15 protein-coding genes are annotated in these 19,428 nt (G+C 72.5%); 10 read left to right on the top strand and 5 right to left on the bottom strand.

From position 1 onward, the window contains the following. The first annotated feature begins 130 nt into the window (after window positions 1-130). Both J7523_RS13000 and J7523_RS12995 read left to right on the top strand, forming a co-directional pair. Complete coding sequence (locus J7523_RS13000; protein WP_291887176.1) at window positions 131-688, top strand: hypothetical protein; 558 nt, start codon at window positions 131-133, stop codon at window positions 686-688. 2 nt (window positions 689-690) lie between these two features. Beyond that, window positions 691-2,784, top strand: coding sequence for a hypothetical protein (locus tag J7523_RS12995; protein ID WP_291887172.1), 2,094 nt, complete (start codon window positions 691-693; stop codon window positions 2,782-2,784). A gap of 58 nt (window positions 2,785-2,842) precedes the next feature. Here J7523_RS12995 and rfbD read toward each other — a convergent pair whose 3' ends face one another. Continuing rightward, a complete protein-coding gene (gene rfbD / locus J7523_RS12990) occupies window positions 2,843-3,688 on the bottom strand; it encodes a dTDP-4-dehydrorhamnose reductase (RefSeq protein ID WP_291887169.1) in 846 nt (281 codons plus the stop codon). A gap of 120 nt (window positions 3,689-3,808) precedes the next feature. On the opposite strand from rfbD, the gene rfbC reads away from it, so the two are divergent. Then, entirely contained in the window at window positions 3,809-4,426 is a 618-nt protein-coding gene (gene rfbC, locus J7523_RS12985; RefSeq protein WP_291887166.1) for a dTDP-4-dehydrorhamnose 3,5-epimerase, read from the top strand. A 9-nt stretch (window positions 4,427-4,435) separates the two neighbouring features. Here rfbC and J7523_RS12980 read toward each other — a convergent pair whose 3' ends face one another. Further along, window positions 4,436-5,560, bottom strand: a complete 1,125-nt coding sequence (locus J7523_RS12980) for a glycosyltransferase family 1 protein (protein ID WP_291887163.1) — start codon at window positions 5,558-5,560, stop codon at window positions 4,436-4,438. A 95-nt stretch (window positions 5,561-5,655) separates the two neighbouring features. Between J7523_RS12980 and J7523_RS12975 the strand changes: the two genes are divergently transcribed. Then, window positions 5,656-6,765, top strand: coding sequence for a glycosyltransferase family 1 protein (locus J7523_RS12975; RefSeq protein ID WP_291887161.1), 1,110 nt, complete (start codon window positions 5,656-5,658; stop codon window positions 6,763-6,765). A 26-nt stretch (window positions 6,766-6,791) separates the two neighbouring features. Here J7523_RS12975 and J7523_RS12970 read toward each other — a convergent pair whose 3' ends face one another. Continuing rightward, on the bottom strand, window positions 6,792-9,326 hold the full coding sequence (locus J7523_RS12970; RefSeq protein ID WP_291887158.1) for a glycosyltransferase: 2,535 nt from the start codon (window positions 9,324-9,326) through the stop codon (window positions 6,792-6,794). Window positions 9,327-9,508: 182 nt separating this feature from the next. Between J7523_RS12970 and J7523_RS12965 the strand changes: the two genes are divergently transcribed. After that, on the top strand, window positions 9,509-10,414 hold the full coding sequence (locus J7523_RS12965; protein WP_291887156.1) for an ABC transporter permease: 906 nt from the start codon (window positions 9,509-9,511) through the stop codon (window positions 10,412-10,414). Continuing rightward, window positions 10,414-11,610, top strand: coding sequence for an ABC transporter ATP-binding protein (locus J7523_RS12960; RefSeq protein ID WP_291887154.1), 1,197 nt, complete (start codon window positions 10,414-10,416; stop codon window positions 11,608-11,610). The genes J7523_RS12965 and J7523_RS12960 overlap by 1 nt, the downstream gene beginning before the upstream one ends. 38 nt (window positions 11,611-11,648) lie before the next feature. On the opposite strand, the gene J7523_RS12955 is transcribed toward J7523_RS12960, so the two are convergent. Both J7523_RS12955 and J7523_RS12950 read right to left on the bottom strand, forming a co-directional pair. Then, window positions 11,649-13,232 (bottom strand): glycosyltransferase, encoded by a 1,584-nt coding sequence (locus tag J7523_RS12955; protein WP_291887153.1) that lies wholly within the window; start codon window positions 13,230-13,232, stop codon window positions 11,649-11,651. Window positions 13,233-13,315: 83 nt separating this feature from the next. Beyond that, a complete protein-coding gene (locus tag J7523_RS12950; RefSeq protein ID WP_291887151.1) occupies window positions 13,316-14,335 on the bottom strand; it encodes a class I SAM-dependent methyltransferase in 1,020 nt (339 codons plus the stop codon). A gap of 158 nt (window positions 14,336-14,493) precedes the next feature. Here J7523_RS12950 and J7523_RS12945 point away from each other — a divergent pair, with 158 nt between their 5' ends. From J7523_RS12945 to J7523_RS12930, 4 genes are all read left to right on the top strand, one after another. Then, the gene (locus J7523_RS12945; RefSeq protein WP_291887149.1) at window positions 14,494-15,594 is read left to right on the top strand and encodes a glycosyltransferase family 1 protein; all 1,101 of its coding nucleotides are present in this window, start codon (window positions 14,494-14,496) and stop codon (window positions 15,592-15,594) included. Then, window positions 15,591-16,691, top strand: a complete 1,101-nt coding sequence (locus J7523_RS12940) for a glycosyltransferase family 2 protein (RefSeq protein ID WP_291887146.1) — start codon at window positions 15,591-15,593, stop codon at window positions 16,689-16,691. The genes J7523_RS12945 and J7523_RS12940 overlap by 4 nt, the downstream gene beginning before the upstream one ends. A 42-nt stretch (window positions 16,692-16,733) precedes the next feature. Continuing rightward, window positions 16,734-17,729 carry a dTDP-glucose 4,6-dehydratase gene (rfbB, locus tag J7523_RS12935; protein WP_291887143.1) on the top strand — a complete coding sequence of 332 codons (996 nt, stop codon included), beginning with the start codon at window positions 16,734-16,736 and terminating at the stop codon, window positions 17,727-17,729. 73 nt (window positions 17,730-17,802) lie between these two features. Next, window positions 17,803-19,071 carry an LCP family protein gene (locus J7523_RS12930; RefSeq protein WP_291887140.1) on the top strand — a complete coding sequence of 423 codons (1,269 nt, stop codon included), beginning with the start codon at window positions 17,803-17,805 and terminating at the stop codon, window positions 19,069-19,071. Window positions 19,072-19,428 lie beyond the last annotated feature (357 nt).

Raw genomic sequence — 19,428 nt, 5'->3', positions numbered from 1 at the left:
AACCGTGCATCTCGGCACGAATCCGACGCCCTCGCGCTACTCGTGGGTGAGACACGCCCCGGAACTGCGGGTCGACGGCCGCGGATGGCTACCGTGGTGGGTCATCGCTCCCCACAACCGTCGAGGCGACATGTCCCGCCCTGCTCGTCCAGTGCCGCGCGCCGCGTGGCTGCTGCCCGCCCTGGTGCTGCTCGGCGCGTGCACGCCCCAGCCCGGCGGCGCCCCCGGCGCGACGACCTCGCCCCGCACGGCCACGCCCACGGCGTCGCCGACGCTGACGACGACGCCTCCGAGCCCGGACGCGACCGCGCCGTCGACGCCGCAGCAGTCCGCACCCCCGGGGGCACAGCCGGCGCCCGGCGCGACGAGCGCGCCACCCGCCGACCCACGCAAGCGCACGACGCTCGTGGTGACTTTCGGGGCGTGGAACTCCGCGTCCGGTGCCGTCGAGGTCAGCGGGTACGTCCCGCTCGTCGAGGGTGACGGCACGTGCACCCTCACCCTCACTCAGGGCGCGAGCACCGTCACCGCCCGCTCGACCGCGTACCCGGACGCGAGCTCGACGTCGTGCGACCTGCTGAGCGTCCCCCGCGCGTCGCTCGGTCCCGGGAGCTGGCAGGCGTCGGTCGACTACGCGTCGTCGACCTCGCTGGCCACGTCCACCCCCCTGATCATCGAGGTGCCGTGAGCATGACCCACACCCCTGGCCGTCGCGTCCGACGCCTGCTCGGCGCGGTCCTGGTGACCGCCCTCGGCATCGGCTTCGTCGTCGCCTCACCCGCCCCGCAGGCGGCCGTGGCCGCGACCCCGACGGGCTTCGACCCGGGCCTGATCATCAGCGACTCGATCTTCTTCGACCCCACGACGATGAACGCGTCCGACATCCAGGTCTTCCTCGACCAGCAGGGCGCGTCCTGCAAGCCCGGATCCGACGGCACCCCGTGCCTGAAGGACTACCGCCAGGACACCACGACGCGCGCGGCGACGGACCGCTGCCCCGGCGGCTACGCGGGGGCGACGAACGAGAACGCCGCGTCGATCGTCGCGAAGGTCGCGCGGGCCTGCGGGATCAACCCGCAGGTCATCCTCGTGACCCTGCAGAAGGAGCAGGGCCTGGTCCGTGGCTCCGGCACGGGTCTCTACGCGAACCGCTACCGCAGCGCGATGGGCTACGGCTGCCCCGACACGTCGGTGTGCGACTCGCAGTACTACGGGTTCTTCAACCAGGTGTACTCGGCGGCGTCGCAGTTCCGGAACTACGCGTTGAACCCGACGCGCTACAGCCACCGCGTGGGTGTCCTGAACAACGTCGCGTACCACCCGAACGCCGCGTGCGGCACGGCACCCGTCGTCATCCAGAGCCAGGCGACCGCGGGCCTGTACAACTACACGCCGTACCAGCCGAACGCCGCAGCCCTCGCGGCCGGCTACGGGACCGGCGACTCCTGCTCGTCGTACGGCAACCGGAACTTCTGGCTGTACTTCACCGAGTGGTTCGGCCCGACGACTCAGCGCTCCCCGATCGGCGCGCTCGACGCCGCGACGGGCGGTCCGACGACCGTCACGGTGTCCGGCTGGGCGCTCGACCCTGACACCACGGCGTCCGTCTCCGTGCACGTGTTCGTCGACGGCGGGTGGGCGGGCGCCGCGAACGCCGCGAACCCCCGCGCCGACGTCGGGGCCGCCTACGGGAAGGGCGACCTGCACGGCTACCAGATCACCGTGCCGTCGCCCGCGGGCACGCACCGCGTCTGCGCGACCGCCGTCGACGCGACGGGCGGGATGAACACCGACCTGGGCTGCCGCACCGCGACCGTCGTCAACAAGCCGCCGCTCGGCGTCATGGACTCGCTCAGCGTCAACGGCTCGGAGGTGACGATGAGCGGCTGGGCGTTCGACCCCGACACGACCGCTCCCATCGGCGTCCACTTCTACGTCGACGGCGGCTGGGCCGGCGCGGTCGACGCCGCCGCCTCCCGCCCCGACGTCGGCGCGGTGTACCGCAACGGCGACAACCACGGGTACTCCCTGACGCTCACCGTGGCCCCCGGGACGCACTCGGTGTGCGCCTACGGGATCGACAGCAGCGGCGGCCCCAACCCCGCAATCGCATGCCGGACGTTCACGACCGCGACCGTCGTGCAGAAGCCGCCGGTCGGCGTCATCGACGCGGTCACGGTGAACGGCTCCACGGCGACGGTGTCCGGCTGGTCGTTCGACCCGAACACCGTCGCTCCGATCGGCGTCCGGGTGTACCTGGACGGCGCGCTCGCCGCCAGCGGGACCGCGAACATCTCCCGCAAGGACGTCGCGGCCGCGTACGGCAACGGCGACCTGCACGGGTACAACGTCGCGTTCGCGGCCTCGCAGGGCGCGCACCGCGTGTGCGTCCGTGGCCTCGACTCCACGACGGGCGCCGAGCAGGAGCTCGACTGCCGCTCGTTCACCGGTGCTGCCCCGGCGCCGGTGAACGCGGCACCGATCGGCGTCGTCGACGCGATCACGGTCTCCGGGACCACCGCCACCGTGACGGGGTGGGCGTTCGACCCCGACACCACCGCGCCCATCGGCGTGCACTTCTACGTCGACGGCGGCTGGGCCGGCGCGACGACGGCCGACACGTCACGGCCTGACGTGGGTGCCGTCTACGGCAAGGGCGACCTGCACGGGTACTCGGCCGCACTCTCCACGACGGCCGGCCAGCACACGCTGTGCGCGTACGGCATCGACGCGAGCGGCGGACCGAACCCCGCCTTCGCGTGCCGGACGTTCACGGTCGGCTGACCGCGGCCGCCAGGGCGCCCCGACCGGTCGGGGCGCCGCCCGGTCGGGGGGGCCCCGCCTAGGCCAGGACGCCGGCTGCGGCCGCGTCCCAGCGGGCGGACCAGTCCCCGATCGGCGCGACGCCCGCCTCGTGCAGGGCGTCGTGCCCGAGCACCGAGTAGGCGGGGCGTGGCGCGGGCCGGACGAAGGCCTCGCTCGTGGTCGGCGCGACCGCGGACGCGTCGAGCCCGGCCGACGCGACGGCGGCGGCGGCGAAGCCGTGCCACGACGTCTGGCCCGAAGCGGTGCCGTGGTACGTCCCGGCGGGGGCCTGCGCGTCGACGAGCCGGACGACCAGGTCGGCCAGGTCCACCGTCCACGTCGGCTGGCCCAGCTGGTCGTCGACGACGTCGATGGAGCCGCGCTCGCGCAGCACGCGCACGATCGTCTTCGGGAAGCACGGGCCGTGGGCGCCGTACAGCCACGCCGTGCGGACCACGAGGTGGTCGGGCGCAGCGCTGCGGACAGCCCACTCACCCGCGCACTTGGTGCGCCCGTAAGCGGACCGCGGCGCGACCGGCGCGTCCTCGACGTACGGCGTCGACGCGCCGCCGTCGAACACGTAGTCGGTCGAGATGTGCACGACGCGTGCGCCCGCCTCACGGGCCGCCCGCGCCACGTTGGCGGCGCCGACGGCGTTCACGGCGAACGCCGTCGCCTCGTCGGACTCGGCGGCGTCGACCGCCGTGTACGCCGCGCAGTTGACCACGACGTCGTGACCTGCGGCGATGCCGTCCGTCGCACCGGCGTCGGTGATGTCGACGTGCACCCGGTCGAGCCGCGTCACGTCCTGCCCGCGCTCGGCGAGCAGCGAGCACAGATCCTGGCCCAGCATCCCGTTCGCACCCACGACCAACCAGCGCACGCCCACTCCGTCTCCTCGACACTCGTGTCAGCACCGGACCGGCCCGGTCCGCGGTGCGTCGCCAGGCTAGTCGACCTCGGTACGCTTCTCTGCGGCCCCCACCCCGTCGAAAGGACCGACATGCCGTACCGCGAGCTCCGAGTGCCCGGCGCGTGGGAGATCACCCCGCGACAGTTCCCGGACTCCCGGGGCGTGTTCCTCGAGTACTTCCAGGGAGCCCCGTTCGCCGAGAACGTCGGCCACGAGCTCTCGGTCGCGCAGGCGAACTGCTCGGTCTCCGCCGCCGGTGTGCTGCGCGGTATCCACTTCGCGGACACCCCGCCGAGCCAGGCCAAGTACGTGACGTGCGCGAAGGGCGCGGTCCTCGACGTCGTCGTGGACGTCCGGGTGGGGTCGCCGACGTTCGGGCAGTGGGACACCGTGCTCCTCGACGACGTGGACCGTCGCGCGATCTACCTGAGCGAGGGGCTCGGGCACGCCTTCATGTCGCTCGAGGACGGCTCGACCGTGCTGTACCTCTGCTCGACGCCGTACACGCCGGGTCGCGAGCACGGCGTCCACCCGCTCGACCCCCAGATCGGCATCGAGTGGCCGACGACCGCCCGCGACGGCTCTCCCCTCGAGCCGCTGCTGTCCGACAAGGACGCGGTCGCACCGTTGCTCGCGGACGCAGCCGCGAGCGGGCTGCTTCCGACCTTCGAGGCCGTGCAGGCCTACCGGGCGACGCTCGGCTCCTGACCGCGGGCGTCAGGCCACGGAGAGCGCCGCCTCGTACGCTGCCAGGTGCGTGCGGGCGGCGCTCCGCCAGGTGAACTCCCCTGCGCGCGCGGTCGCCTCCGCCGCGAGCTGGGCACGGTGCTCCGGCTCGGTCAGGAGCGTGCGCAGAGCCACGGAGATCGACGCGTCGTCCGTCCCGCAGTAGTCGACCGCGTCGCCGCCCACCTCCGGCATCGACAGCTCCCGCGTCGTGAGGACCGCCGCGCCGCACGACATGGCCTCGAGGACCGGCAGGCCGAAGCCTTCGCCCAGGGTCGGGTACGCGACGACGAGGGCACCGGACAGGTACCCGGCGAGATCCGCGAGCGGGAGGTAGCCCGTGCGTCGCACGACCAGCCCCTCGGGCACCCGGGCGATCTCCGGGTCGACCTCCTCGTCCCAGCCCGGAGCGCCGGCGAGCAGGAGCGCAGGCGGCTCCGGCAGGTCGCGGACCGCGTCCACCCAGCCCCGGACGAGCGCGGGCACGTTCTTGCGCGGCTCGAGCGTCCCCAGGAACGCGACGTACGGCCGCCCGTGCAGGTCGAGGGTCTGCCGGACGCGCTCCTGCTCGGCCTCGTCGACCGGGTGGAAGAGCGCGCGGTCGACGCCGTGATAGGCGACGTGGAACGCGTCGGGCGAGGCATGGGTGTAGCGCACGACCTCGTCGCGGGTCGCCCGGGACGGGACGACGAGCGCGGCCGCCCGTCGCACGGCCGTCCGCGTGGCGCTGCGGAAGAAGCGCGCCTTGACCGGTGAGTGCACCTCGGGGTGGCTGAAGAACGTGGCGTCGTGCAGCGTCACGACGACGGGCACGGGCGAGAACCGGGGCATCGTGTAGTGCGGGCTGTGCAGCACCTGGGCGCCCGTCGACCGCACGAGCGAGACCAGACCGGTCTGCTCCCAGAGAAGTCGGGCGGGGCGGCCCGCCGCCCGCGTCGGGGCCGGGACGACCTCCGCCGACGGCACAAGGCCCGACACGACCTCGGTGTCGCGCGCCTGGCAGGCGACGACCAGGTCGGCACCCTCGGCGACGAGCGCCGGGAGGAGAGCGTCGACGTACCGCCCGACGCCGCCCCGGTCCTCGGGGATCGCCGTGGCGTCGATCAGGATCTTCATGTGCTCCGACTCCGCTCGCGGCCGTCGACGCGTACGACGGCACCGTGAGAGTACCCAAGTCGTCGTCGCGCTCCTCGACGCCCTAGGCTCGGCCGGTGCCTCCGACCGAGCGTCCGACCGTCCGGGCCGCGCTGACCGTCGAGCAGCTGTGGCAGCCGGTGCCTGGCGGCTCCGGCACGTACGTCCGCGAGCTCGTGGCGGCCCTCGCGGCGGCAGGCGAGGTCGACCTCGTCGGGATCGCCGCCCGGCACGACGGCCCGCCGCCGTCGGGAGCCCTCGGCGTGCCGGTCCGGACGTCCCCGCTGCCGCGTCGGCTCCTGTACGAGGCGTGGAGCACCACGCGTCGGCCGCGGCGGTCGGTCCCGCGGGACGTCGACGTCGTGCACGCCACCACGTGGGCGATCCCCCCGCGGACCGCGCCGCTGGTCGCGACGGTGCACGACTTGGCGTTCCTGCGCGCACCCGAGCACTTCACCGCGCGCGGCAACCGGTTCTTCCGCCGCGCGCTCGAGATCGTCCGGGACGAGGCGGACGTCGTGATCACGCCGTCGCAGATCACGGCCGACGACTGTGTCGCGCAGGGCATCGGGCGAGAGCGGCTGCGCGTCGTGCCCCTCGCGGCCGAGGTACCCACGACCACCGCGCAGGACGTCGCGGCGCTGCACCGCGAGCACGGCCTCACCGGCCGCCCGTACGTGCTGTGGTGCGGCACCGTCGAACCGCGCAAGAACCTGCCGACGCTGCTGACCGCGTTCGAGCAGGTCGCGGCCCGCACCGACCTGGACCTCGTGCTTGTCGGGCCGGTCGGGTGGGGGTCGGTCGACCTCGAGGGGCCCGCCGCGCGGCTCGGCGACCGGCTCCGGGTCCTCGGCCGGCTCACGTGGGAGCAGCTGCACGCCGCGTACGCAGGTGCGCGCGCGTTCGCGTTCCCCTCCACGTGGGAGGGGTTCGGGTTGCCCGTGCTCGAGGCGATGGCGCACGGCGTCCCGGTGGTCACGAGCCGCGGGACGTCGATGGCCGAGTTCTCCGCCGACGCGGCGCTGCTGGTGGACCCGCTCGACGACGACGCCCTCGCGGAGGCGCTCGTCGAGGCCGCCGGACCGCGGCACGACGAGCTCGCCGCGCTCGGCCGGGACGCGGCGGCACGGCACACGTGGGCCGCGACCGCTGCCCGGACCGCCGAGGTCTACCGCTCGCTGCGCTGACCTCGACCGGTCCCGGCTGCTCCCGGCTACAGCGGCGGCAGCTGCTCCGCGCCGTCGTCCTGCTGCGGGTTGCGGATCCTGCCGACCCGGCCCCGGGCGCGCCGCACGAGCTCGGACGGGCCGCCCTCCGCGAGGTACTTGCGCGCGAGCGCCACGTCGGACCGGATCGACAGGCGGGGTCCGCGCGGCGGGCGCCGCTTGAGCTGCACCTCCGGGAGCGCGGCGGCGAGGTCCGCGGCACGGCGGGGGAACCGGCAGAACTCGAGCACCGGCTCGAGCACCGTGCTCCACCGGTAGGAGCGAGCGAAGCGCCGGACGGCGTCCTTGGCGCGGGCCGCGGCGTCCTCGTCGTACAGCATCTCCTCGAGCGCGGCCTGGAGCGCCTCGACGTCGCCCGGCGGCACCGTCCGGCCCAGTCCGTGCCGCTCGACGAGGTCGCCGAACGTGTCACCCGTGGTCGACACGATGGGCAGCGACGCCCACAGATAGTCGAGGATGCGCGTGCGGAAGCTGAACGCGGTCTCGATGTGGTGGTGGTGCGTCGAGACCCCGACGTCCGCGTCGAGCAAGTAGTCGGCACGCTCGTCGTACGGGACCCAGCCCTCGTTGAAGAACACGTGCGTGCCCACGAGACCGAGCTCCTCGGCGACCTCACGCGCCTCGGACGCCACGCGCATCGCCGGGACGCCCGGGTTCGGGTGCTTGAGGCCCATGAAGAACAGCCGGATCTCGGGGTGCTCCTTCGCGAGGCGGCCGACCGCGCGGATGAGGGTCACCGGGTCGAACCAGTTGTAGATGCCGCCGCCCCAGAGCAGGACCTTGTCGTCCGGCCCGATGCCCGGCACGACGCCGCGGATCGCGTGCCTGCGCTGCACCGGCGGCGCGTCGGGGATGCCGAACGGGACCACCGCGAGCAGGGAGGCCATGGCCTCGTCCTCGTCGTACGTCGCCGGGTTCACGCGCCCCTGGCCCGCGAGCTGGCCGAGCCAGAAGTCCCGCTGCTTGTCGGACGCGCACAGCACGAAGTCCGCCCGCCGGAGCTGGGCGTTGAGCACCCGGGTGGTCTCCTGCACCGCGTCGACCCGCCCCGCGGGACCGAGGTCGCGCGCCTGCTCGAGCTGCTCGAGGTGCATCGGGTCGTACACGTCGGCGACCAGGATCTTCGACGAGCGAGCGAGCCACGGCGCCTGCGACAGGAGGAACCCCTGGAAGATGATGACGTCCGCCCACCCGGTGGGCTCCCGCAGGCCCGTGCCGCCGGCGTACTCGACCGAGAAGCTCGGGTGCGACGTCTCGGCGGCCACCGTGGAGACCAGCCGCACGTCGTGCTCGGTGGCGAGCGCGGTCGCCAGCTCCCACGCACGGATGGCGGGTCCCGCCATCGTCGCGAGCAGCGGCTCACCCGTCACGACGAGGATCCGGTGCCGGGTCGAGAACGTCTCCGTGATGCCGAACGCGTCGACGAGCGCCTCGTACCCCTCGACGTAGTGCGGCTGCGGGTACGCCGGCTCCATGACCTGCCGGAACAGCGGGAACAGGTCCCGGTCGCTGCGCCGGCGGTGCGCCTGCAGCTCGCGACGAGTCGCCGCGAGAGTCGGGAGCTGCTCGACGAAGTAGTCGATCGCGAGCGGGCCGGTGAGGGCCATCTTCGGGACCGTCGTGTCGGGCTCGTCATCGCCGCCGGGCGACCGCTGCAGGTCGAGCTGGGTCGCGTCGAGGTCCGTGCGGGCGACGCTGCGGCGCACCGCGAGCGCCATCGCGGCGGGCAACGCCTTCGCGAGCGCCTCGTCGCCCAGGTTCTTGTACATCGACAGCAGCGCGTTCCGCTCGAGCAGATAGCTCTCGCGGTAGTTCCCGAACTTGCGCATCGTCACGTGGTGCCGGTGGAAGGCCACGGAACCGGGCACGTACCGCACCCGGTGCCCGAGCAGGTTGAGGCGCCACCCCAGGTCGACGTCCTCGTAGAACATGAAGAAGCGCTCGTCGAACCCGCCGACCTCGCGGTAGGTCTCGGCCCGCACGAACATGGCCGCCCCCGTGCCGAAGAGCACGTCCTTGGCCGTGTCGAACGCGGGCGAGTCCGGCTGCTCGACCTCGCGCTTGTAGCCCATGCCGAACCAGGTGAGGGAGCCGTCGACGTAGTCGACGTGGGTGCCCTCCCAGTCGAGGACCTTGCTCGCGACGGCGGCGACCTGCGGGTCGGCCTCGAGCGCCTCCACGGCCGCGGAGATCCACCCCGGCGCCGGGCGCGCGTCGTTGTTGATGAACGCCACGTACTCGCCCGTCGCGTGGGCGACGCCGAGGTTGCACCCGCCGGCGAAGCCCGAGTTGCTGCCCGCCTCGACGACCGTCACGCCCGGGAGCTCGGTCCGGATCCGCTCCGCGCTGCCGTCGCCCGACTCGTTGTCGACGACCACGAGCTCGAGCCGGTCCGCAGGCCAGTCCACGTCGTCGAACGACCGCAGGCACACGATGGTGTCGTCCGCGCCGCGGTAGTTCACGACCACGACCGAGACGACCCCGGGTCGGACCTCGGCCGGAGCGGCGGGCGAACGAGTCACGGGACCTCCTGGTGGTGGGCGGGTGCGACCGGGCGCCGCTGGACGCTCGCGCGGCCCGCCGTGCATCCTATCGGCGTGCCGGCCGCCCCCCGCCGGGGGCGTTCGGGAGCTCGCCGGTTGTTGGTTACCCTGGGGCCGATCCTCGTTGCCAGCCCGGACACCGAGACGTGACGAGGGGACAGATGGACACGACTGCGGAAGACCGTGCGGCGGCCCTTGCGCTCGAGCCGATGCGGTCCGCAGGGCCCACCTCCGGCTTCTTCCGCGGCACCGCGCAGAGCGTCCGCGACATCGTCGGCCAGCGCGAGTTGCTGCACCTGCTGGTGCTCCGCGAGCTGAAGGCCCGGTACAAGGACAGCGTGTTCGGGTTCGCGTGGAGCCTGATGCGACCGCTCGCGCTGCTCCTGATCTACTTCGTCGCGCTCGGCCAGTTCCTCGGCGCGGCGAAGCAGATCCCGTCGTTCGCGATCTTCGTCTACACCGGCCTCACCGCGTGGACCCTCTTCAACGAGATCGTGCTCATCGGCACAGGCTCGATCGTGATGAACTCGGGCCTCATCAAGAAGGTGTACCTCCCGCGCGAGGTCTTCCCCCTGAGCGTGGTCGGCTCGGCGCTGTTCAACTTCGGCATCCAGCTCGTGATCCTGCTGCTCGCCACCGTGATCGCCCGCCAGTTCCCCCTCGGTGCGCGCTGGTGGTACTTCCCGCTGTCGCTGCTGGTCATCGTCGTCTACGGAACCGCGTTCGCGCTGCTGCTGTCGGCGGTGAACGTGTACCTGCGGGACGTGCAGTACATCGTCGAGATCTTCCTCATGGTGTTCTTCTGGGCATCGCCGATCGTGTACTCGTGGCAGCTCGTGAGCGACCACATCGAGGGGTCCGCGCTGGAGTCCCTGTACCTCGCGAACCCGGTCACGCTCGCCGTGCTCGGGTTCCAGCAGACGTTCTGGGTCGCGGGCGACGGCCAGCCGGTCCCCTCCGACCTGGGCACCCGGCTGGGCGTCGCCGTCGGCATCGGGGTCCTTCTCCTCTGGTTGTGCCAGCGTGCGTTCGCCCGGCTCCAGAGCAACTTCGCGCAGGAGCTGTGATGAGCACGCCCGTCATCCGCATCGACGACCTCTCGAAGCGCTTCGTCATCCGCAAGGAGAAGTCGCTCAAGGAGCGCGTGCTGAACTTCGGCAGGTCCAACCTCCACAAGGAGGACTTCTGGGCGCTGCGCAACGTCGACCTCGAGATCGAGGCCGGCAGCACCGTCGGCCTGGTCGGCCCCAACGGCTCGGGCAAGAGCACGCTGCTCAAGACGATCGGCGGGATCATCCAGCCGACCACCGGCTCGGTGCAGCTCAGGGGCCGGCTCGCTGCGCTGCTCGAGCTCGGTGCCGGGTTCCACCCCGACCTCACGGGCCGCGAGAACGTCTACCTCAACGCGTCGATCCTCGGGCTGTCCCGGCAGACCACGGACACCTTCTTCGACGCGATCGTCGAGTTCTCCGGCATCGAGCGGTTCATCGACACGCAGGTCAAGTTCTACTCGTCGGGCATGTACGTGCGGCTCGCGTTCGCGGTGGCCGTGCACGTCGACCCGGACGTCCTCCTCGTCGACGAGGTCCTCGCGGTCGGCGACGAGCCGTTCCAGCGCAAGTGCCTCGAGCGCATCCGGACGTTCCAGAAGGAGGGCCGGACGATCATCCTCGTGTCGCACGGCCTGGACCAGGTCGCCGAGTTCTGCGACCGCGCGGTCGTGCTCGAGGGCGGACGGGTGGCGGCCGACGGCGCCCCCGAGGACGCCCTCATGGTCCTGCGGGCCGACTTCGAGGAGGCCCGGCAGGCCGACCTCGCCCGGCTCGCGGCGGCGTCGCCCGACGAGGTCGCGGCGCAGGCACGGTTCACGGGCATCAGCGTCCGGTCACGCGACGGCGAGTCTGGTCGCCCGGTCGTCGACGAGGGCGACTCGGTCGTCATCACGATGGCGGTCCACTCGGACGTCGAGCTCCGCGACTGGCTCATCGAGGTCGGCATCGCGACGCCGCTCGGCAACCCGCTCTACACGACCACGAACGAGATGATGGGCGTCTCGCTCGAGCCGCTCCTCGGGACGAGGCAGTACACGCTCACGCTCCCCCGAGTGGCCCTGGGGTCGGGCGACTACGCCGTCCGCACGACGCTCCGCGCCGCCGACGGCAGCGAGATCCACTACGTGCCGGTCGCCGCGCAGTTCAGCGTCCGCGCCGACTCGACGAGCCGCGGGCACGTGTACATGGAAGGGCTCTTCGAGTCCCACTGAGGGTGGCTCGAACGGTGACCGCGGGTACCGCCCGGCGCTCAGAGCTCCGCGCGATACCCCACCGGGAGGTACGGGTCGAGGTCCCGCGTGCCCCAGCGCCGCATGATCGTGTCGTACTCCCACTGGTGCACGGTCGAGTCCCGGGTCAGCGACTCGAAGTGGTACAGCGTCACGTCGACCATCCACAGCAGCCGCAGGCCGCGTGAGCCGATCTTGTACGAGAAGTCGACGTCGTTGAAGTTTCCCGGGAGCCCCTCGTTAAACCCGCCGACGTCCTCGAACGTCGCGCGCGTGACCGCGATGCACGCCGCGGTCAGCCCCGAGCACTCGCGGTTGACGAGGTAGGCGCGGAACGGCCCCTCGTCGTCACCGGGCCCCTTGAACCCGGCGTGCGTCAGGTCGCCGGCCGCGTACACGTGCCCGCCGTGCTGCAGGCTGCCGTCGGAGAACAGCAGCCGTGCGCCGGTGGCGCCGACGCCCTTCTCGAACAACGGTGCGGCGAGCTCGGCCGCGAAGTTCGGGCTGACGAGCTGCATGTCGTCGTTCATGAACACGACCACGTCGCCGGAGCTGGCCAGGTAGCCGACGTTGCACTTCGCGCTGAAGTTGAAGGGCTCGTCGAACAGCACGAAGGTCGCCCGGTCCCCTGCGATCTCGCGCAGCTCGGCCAGCACGGGTTCGGGTGTCGGCTCGTCGTAGACGATGACGAGCTCGAGGTTCTCGTGCTCGCTCAGTGACACGATCGACCGGACGAGCTCGACGACGAGACAGCGGGTCTCACCCCACACCAACGCCGTCCCTCCGCGGGTCGGGATGACGATGCTGACCTTGACCGAGGGGTCGAGCTCGCGGGCGATCCGGTAGGTGCCGGGCTGCGGGCCGCGGCGCGCGCGCCCGCGGATCCCCTGCCGGTCGAGGCTGCGCTGCACGGCGCGCACGCCCGCGTCCCACGCGTACGGCTTGGCCTCGCCGTCCTGCGCCGTCGAGCCGTCGATCGCGCGCCAGTGGTAGTAGATGCCGGGCAGGTGCACGATCTTTCGCGCCTTCTCGGTCACGCGCAGCACGAGGTCGTGGTCCTGGGACCCGTCCGCCCCGACCTCGAAGCCGCCGATCTCGCGCACGAGCGACGTCCGCAGGACCGACAGGTGACCGGTGTACATCTGACCGAGGAGACGCTCCGGCGACCACTCCGGCTTGACGAACGCGTCGTAGAAGTCGCCCTCGTCGCTGACCTTGTCCTCGTCGGTGTAGAGGTAGTCGACGTCCGGCTCGTCGGCCAGCGCCTCCGCGATCGCGGCCAGCGCCCCCGTCGCGAGCATGTCGTCGTGGTCGAGCAGGGCGACGAACTCCCCGGTCGCACGCTCGAGCGCGTCGTTCGACGCCGCGACGATCCCGCCGTTCTCGGTGCGCCGGTGGACGACGATCCGCGGGTCGGACGCCGCGAGCTCGCGCAGCAGCGCGGCGACGTGCGGGGAGGGCGAGCAGTCGTCGACGAGGACGAGCTGCCAGGCGTCGAAGTCCTGGGACCGCACTGACTCGACCGCCGACCGCAGGGCCGCCGCCGGCGGGTCGTACACGGGTGTCAGGATCGTGATCAACGGGGTCGGCTGCCCTGCGCCCACCGTCCGTGGTGCCTCCGTCGTCCTCCTGGCCGTCTCCATGATCTCCCCCGACATGCTGCCCCCCGCCTCGCGAACCACCACCGTCACGCGCTGCCCCGTATCGCACGGCGCACCTTGCTCATCGGCGCGACGACCATCTGGCCGACGCGCCAGCTCGCCGACGCCCGCAGCTCGGCGACGTCGTGCTCCGCCTGAGCGAGCTTTCGCTCCATGATCGCCCGCTCGCGTCGGGCCGTCCCGAGCTCCGCCTCCGCTCCCACCGCGTGGTCGCGCATCGTGAGCACCTTGCGGCGCAGCGACGTGATCTCCGCAGCGAGGGCGGCCTTCTCGAGCAGCAGCGCACGGCCGTTCTCGGCCGCCTCGACCATCTCGGGGAGCACGACCGCCTGCTCGAGCGCCGGGCTCGGTCGCCGGACCTGTCCTGGTGCGATCTTCTCGACCACGAGGATGAACTGGTAGTCGAAGCTCGACGGCTCGGAGCGGACCCACTCGACGATCTCGGGCAGCAGGGCGTCCCGGTCCAGCTCGACCTCGGACGCCAGCGGGTCGACGATCGTCGACCGCAGCCGGGCGACCTGCAGTCCCGCCTCCTCCACGAGCGCCAGGATCGACTCCTGCGTGAAGAACCTGATGTGCGTGCGGTCCAGCAAGCCGGTGTCGCGGTAGTCCCAGCGGCCCTGCAGCAGCGCGAGCCGCAGCGAGCCGTGCGTCACGTTCGGGACCGAGATGACGATCTGACCGCCGGGAGCGAGCAGCGTCGACGCGGCCGCGAGCACCGCGCCGGGCCGCATGAGGTGCTCGAGGACGTCGGCGAGGATGATCCGGTCGTACTGCTGACCCTCGAGCGTGGCGGCCAGGTCTTCGCGATCGAGGTCCATGACGGTCACCGTGCGGAGGCCGCGCTTGCGGGCGATCTCCGCGGCGTCGGGGTCGACCTCGACCCCGTCGACGGTGCAGCCGCGCTCGATCAGGACCTCGCCCAGGAAGCCCGTGGAGCAGCCGATGTCGAGGACCCGGGCCCCGGTGCCGACCTGCTCGAGGACGAGCGCGTGGCTGGTGTTGGCGGCATCAGGATCGACCGACTCGAGATCGTAGACACTCACTGCGAGGCGCTCCGTCCGAGCGAAGGGGACCACCCGGTGCGGCGGCTCGGGAAGATCGTAACGGCTGCCCGGCTCGCCCCGACCTCGCCGGCGGGGCCTCCCCGACGACCCCGCCGGCAGGCTCGGGGAGGCGACGCGACCGTGGCACCATGTGCGACGTGCGGATCACCTTGGACGCGACGCCCCTCGTCGGCGTCCGCACGGGCATCGGCCGGTACGTCGAGCACCTCGTGGCCGCCCTGCCGGGCGCACTCGAGCGCCGGGACGTCGACGCCGAGGTCGTGGTCTCCACGTGGACGGCCCGCGGTGGCGCCGTCGAGGGCCTCCCGCCCGGCGTCGTCCAGACGGGCCGGCGTGTCCCCGCCCGGTTGGTGCGGTCGCTGTGGCGACGCGGCGGGTGGCCGCCGGTGGAGCTCCTCATCGGGCGCACCGACGTGTTCCACGGCACCAACTTCGTATCCCCGCCGACCCGCCGGGCGCGGGAGGTCGTCACGGTGCACGACCTCACCTACGAGCGGCACGCGGCGACCGTCGACGCGGCGAGCCTGCTGTACCGCGAGCTCGTCCCCCGCGCGCTCGCTCGCGGGGCGCAGGTCGTGACGCCCACGGAGGTCGTCGCGGCGGACGTCCGGGAGCACTACGGCCTCCCACCGCACCAGGTGACCGTCACGCCGCTCGGCGTCGAGGAGGCCTGGTTCAACGCCACCCCCGCGCCGGCCGCCTGGCTCGCGCAGCGCGGCCTGCCCGGCGAGTACGTCCTGTTCGTCGGGTCGCTCGACCCGCGCAAGAACCTGCGGCGTCTGCTCGACGCGCACGCGCTGCTGCGCACCCGCGACCCGGACGTCCCCGACCTCGTGCTCGCCGGGCCCGCCGGCCGCGAGCGCGACCTCGCCGACCGGCCGGGTGTGCACCTCACGGGGTGGCTGAGCGACACGGAGCTGCGCGGCGTCGTCGCGGGGGCCAGAGCGCTCGCGCTCCCCTCGCTCGACGAGGGCTTCGGCCTGCCCGCGCTCGAGTCGCTCGCCGCTGGCCGGCACGTGCTCGCCGCGGACATCGCCGTGCTCCACGAGGTCGCCGGCACGCTCGCGGTGTACGCCGAGCCGCTGGACGTCGACGGGCTCGCGGACGGGCTGGCCGAGGTGCTCGCCGTCCCGGACGGTGCGCCTGCACGCGCGGCACGCCAGGCCTGGGCCCGGGGCTTCACCTGGGCACGGACCGCTGAGCGCACGGTCGACGTGTACCTGGACGTGGCGTCGTGACGACGTCGCCCGCGGACGTCACCGTCGTCACGGTCTCCTGGGAGGGCCTCGATCTCACGCTGGCATGCCTCGACGGGCTGCGGGCACAGGAGCTCGGCGACGTGCGCATGGACGTCGTCGTCGTCGACAACGGGTCGACGGACGGCACCGCCGCGCGCGTCGCGGAGCTGCACCCCTGGGTGCGCGTCGTGCGCTCGGAGGTCAACCTGGGCTTCGCAGGCGGCAACGACCTCGCCCTGCGGGAGGTGCGGACGCCCGCGGTGATCCTGCTGAACAACGACGCCACCCCGGAGCCCGGCTTCGTCCGCGCATTCGTGACCGCGCTGCGGGAGGCGGACGAGCAGGTGGCCGCCATGGCCGCGACCGTGCTGCTCGCCGAGCACTTCCGGCCCGCCACACCCGACGACGAGCCGGCGAGCGTGGTCAACGGGCCCGACGGCACCTGGGTGGCCGACCCCGACGGACCGGTCCGGCTGGTCAACTCGACCGGGAACGAGGTCCGCACCGACGGGTTCGGCGTCGACCGCGGGTGGCTCGCGGACGCACGGACGCACGCCCCGGCCGCCGCCGTGTTCGGGTTCAGCGGGGCCGCCGCGATCCTGCGCACCGCCGCGCTCCTCGACGTCGGGTACTTCGACGAGCGCCTCTTCATGTACTACGAGGACACCGACCTCTCGTGGCGGCTGCGGCTCGCGGGCTATCGAGTCGAGCACGCCCCGGGCGCCGTGGTCTCGCACGTGCACGCCGCGTCGTCGCGGGAGGGCAGCGACTTCTTCCGGTTCCACGACGCCCGCAACCGGCTCGCGATCACGACGAAGAACGCGACCGCGCGGTTCGCGCTGCGTGTCTGGGGCGCCTTCGTGCTCACCACCGCGTCCGTGGCGCTGCGCCGCCGCCAGCCGTGGCGGGTCGTGCGGACGCGCCTGCGGGCGCTCGCGTCGTGCGTCACGCTGCTGCCGCACCTGCTGTCGGAACGCCGACGCGTCGGCCGGCGAGCGGTCGTCCCGCGCAGCGCGGTCGAGGCGCTGTTCATCGCCCCGGCCGTGACCGGCGCCTACCGTGCGGGCACACGCGGTCCGTCCGGCGCGACACGTTAGGCTGGCTGGCCGGTCGCCCGAACACTCAGGAGGAACCCTCGCATGCGCGTGCTCGTCACCGGCGGAGCCGGCTTCATCGGCTCGAACTTCGTCCACCAGACGGTGCGTGAGCGTCCGGACGTGCACGTGACCGTGCTCGACGCGCTGACCTACGCGGGCGACGAGCGCAGCCTGGACCCGGTGGACGGCAAGGTGGTCTTCGCCAAGGGCGACATCGCGGACCCCGACATCGTCGACAGCCTCGTGAAGGACGTCGACCTCGTGGTGCACTTCGCCGCCGAGTCCCACAACGACAACTCGCTGCACGACCCGTGGCCGTTCCTGCGGACCAACGTGATCGGCACCTATCAGCTGCTCGAGGCGGTGCGCCGGCACGGCGTGCGCTACCACCACATCTCGACGGACGAGGTCTACGGCGACCTGGAGCTGGACGACCCGGCGAAGTTCACGCCGGACACGCCGTACAACCCCTCGTCGCCGTACTCCTCCACCAAGGCGTCGTCCGACCTTCTGGTCCGCGCGTGGGCCCGCAGCTTCGGCGTCCAGGCCACGATCTCGAACTGCTCGAACAACTACGGCCCGTACCAGCACGTCGAGAAGTTCATCCCGCGGCAGATCACGAATGTCGTCGACGGCGTGCGGCCCAAGCTGTACGGCAAGGGCGAGAACGTGCGCGACTGGATCCATGTCGAGGACCACAACAGCGCCGTCTGGGCGATCATCGACCGCGGCCGCATCGGCGAGACGTACCTGATCGGCGCGGACGGCGAGGAGAACAACAAGACGGTCGTCGAGACGATCCTCGAGATCATGGGCCAGCCGGCCGACGCGTACGACCTCGTGAGCGACCGGCCCGGACACGACCTGCGGTACGCGATCGACTCCACGAAGCTGCGCGAGGAGCTCGGCTGGGCGCCGCGGTACGAGAACTTCCGGGCCGGCCTCGAGGCGACCGTCCAGTGGTATCGCGACAACGAGGCGTGGTGGCGACCGCAGAAGGACGCCACCGAGGCGAAGTACACGCAGCTGGGCCGCTGATCTGCACAGGTCCTCCACCGCGTCGCTGCGTGGGCTCCGCGGCGAGGGCCTGATGCGCTCCTAGGATCATCCGGTGACCTCCCGCCACGCCGCTACATCGCGCCCTCGTGCCGTCCGGCACGCCAGGACCTTGCACTCGCACCGGGTCCTGCGCGTCGTGTCGCTCGCCACTGTCGGGGTCGTCGCGTTCGGCGTCGCGGGCGCGGCGGCGACGCTGCACAAGTTCGACGGCAACGTCAACCGCGTCGACGTGTCGGACCTGGTCGGCGCTGCGCCGAGCCCGAGCACGACCCCCGACCCCGACGACCCGAACGCGGGCCAGGCCGTCAACCTGCTCGTGCTCGGCTCCGACCAGCGCGACGGCGTCAACGCCGAGATCGGCGGCGAGGCTGCGGGCATGCGGTCGGACACGACGATGCTCGTGCACATCTCCGCGGACCGGACGCGCGTCGAGGCCGTCTCCATCCCCCGCGACTCCCTGGTCGACATCCCGTCGTGCACGATGTCGAACGGCAAGACCTCGAAGGCCACCCACGGCATGTTCAACTCGGCGTTCGCCACCGGCTGGGACATGGGCGGTGACATGGCGTCGGCCGCGGCGTGCACGATCCGCACGGTGGCCGCCAACACCGGGATCCAGCCCGAGCACTTCGTCGTGGTCGACTTCGCGGGCTTCCAGGCGATGGTCGACGCGATCGGCGGTGTGCCGATCTGCATCCCGAACGACATGACGTCGAAGGACGCCGGCCTCAGCGTGAAGGCCGGCAACCAGACCCTGGACGGCTCGACGGCCCTTGCCTTCGCCCGCGCACGCAAGGGCAAGGGCGTCGGCGACGGCTCCGACACGAACCGGATCGGCAACCAGCAGCGCCTCGTGGCCGCCATGGTGCAGGAGGTCCTGTCGAAGAACGTCCTCACCGACGTGCCGAAGCTCGCGGGCTTCCTCAACGCGGCGACGAGCTCGTTGACGGTGGACGACGGGATGTCGACGAGCACGATGGTCGGCCTTGCCTACAACATGCGCACCATCCGCGGTGGCAGCATCACGTTCATGACGGTGCCGTGGGGGCCCGCGCCGAGCGACCCGAACCGGGTCGTCTGGCTCCCGGCGGCCAAGCAGATGTGGCAGAACATCGCGAACGACGTGCCGGCGCTCGGCGAGACGACGGCCACGACAGCGCCCACCACGGCACCGCCGACCGCACCGACGACCCCGACGACTCCGTCCACCGAGACGACCGCACCTCCGGTCCAGGCGGAGCCGACGCCCGCGCCGACGAAGAAGGCGGGCCGCGAGGCGTTCACCGTGGACGACACGACCGCCGTCTGTGCCGCAGGGTGAGCGCACGATGACCCCTGACGACCGGCCCCGCCGGCCCGCTCCTCCGTCGTTCACGCCGTCGTCGGCACCCTCGAGGCCGACGGACGCCGGTGACGACGCGATCGTCGTCGGGAGCGGCGCACCGCGAGCGGCGCGCCCGGCGCCGGCCACGACCGCGAGCCCCGCGACTCCGCCGCGCGGCATGCCGAGCCGGCCTGCGTCGTTCGCACCGTCGGACCGCGGCGCCCGTCGCCCCCCTGCCTCGTCGGCGACCGAGACGGGCGGCCGGCCCGCACCGGCACCCGCGCCCACGAGCCCGGCACGGCGGGCGACGCCGGCGCGGCCGGCGTCGATCGCGCCCGGGCGACCCGCGAGCCC

Origin of the sequence: Cellulomonas sp. (assembly GCF_017744555.1) — a bacterium.
In the GTDB taxonomy this organism is placed as follows: domain Bacteria; phylum Actinomycetota; class Actinomycetes; order Actinomycetales; family Cellulomonadaceae; genus Cellulomonas.
The sequence above is the reverse complement of the archived record's forward strand: the minus strand, read 5'-3'. Positions and strand labels throughout refer to the sequence as shown.

Coding starts and splice junctions, on each gene's coding strand:
- J7523_RS12980 (WP_291887163.1), bottom strand. CDS start 5,560: ATGAAGATCCTGATCGACGCCACGGCGATCCCCGAGGACCGGGGCGGC.
- rfbB (WP_291887143.1), top strand. CDS start 16,734: ATGCGCGTGCTCGTCACCGGCGGAGCCGGCTTCATCGGCTCGAACTTC.
- J7523_RS13000 (WP_291887176.1), top strand. CDS start 131: ATGTCCCGCCCTGCTCGTCCAGTGCCGCGCGCCGCGTGGCTGCTGCCC.
- rfbC (WP_291887166.1), top strand. CDS start 3,809: ATGCCGTACCGCGAGCTCCGAGTGCCCGGCGCGTGGGAGATCACCCCG.
- J7523_RS12965 (WP_291887156.1), top strand. CDS start 9,509: ATGGACACGACTGCGGAAGACCGTGCGGCGGCCCTTGCGCTCGAGCCG.
- J7523_RS12960 (WP_291887154.1), top strand. CDS start 10,414: ATGAGCACGCCCGTCATCCGCATCGACGACCTCTCGAAGCGCTTCGTC.
- J7523_RS12995 (WP_291887172.1), top strand. CDS start 691: ATGACCCACACCCCTGGCCGTCGCGTCCGACGCCTGCTCGGCGCGGTC.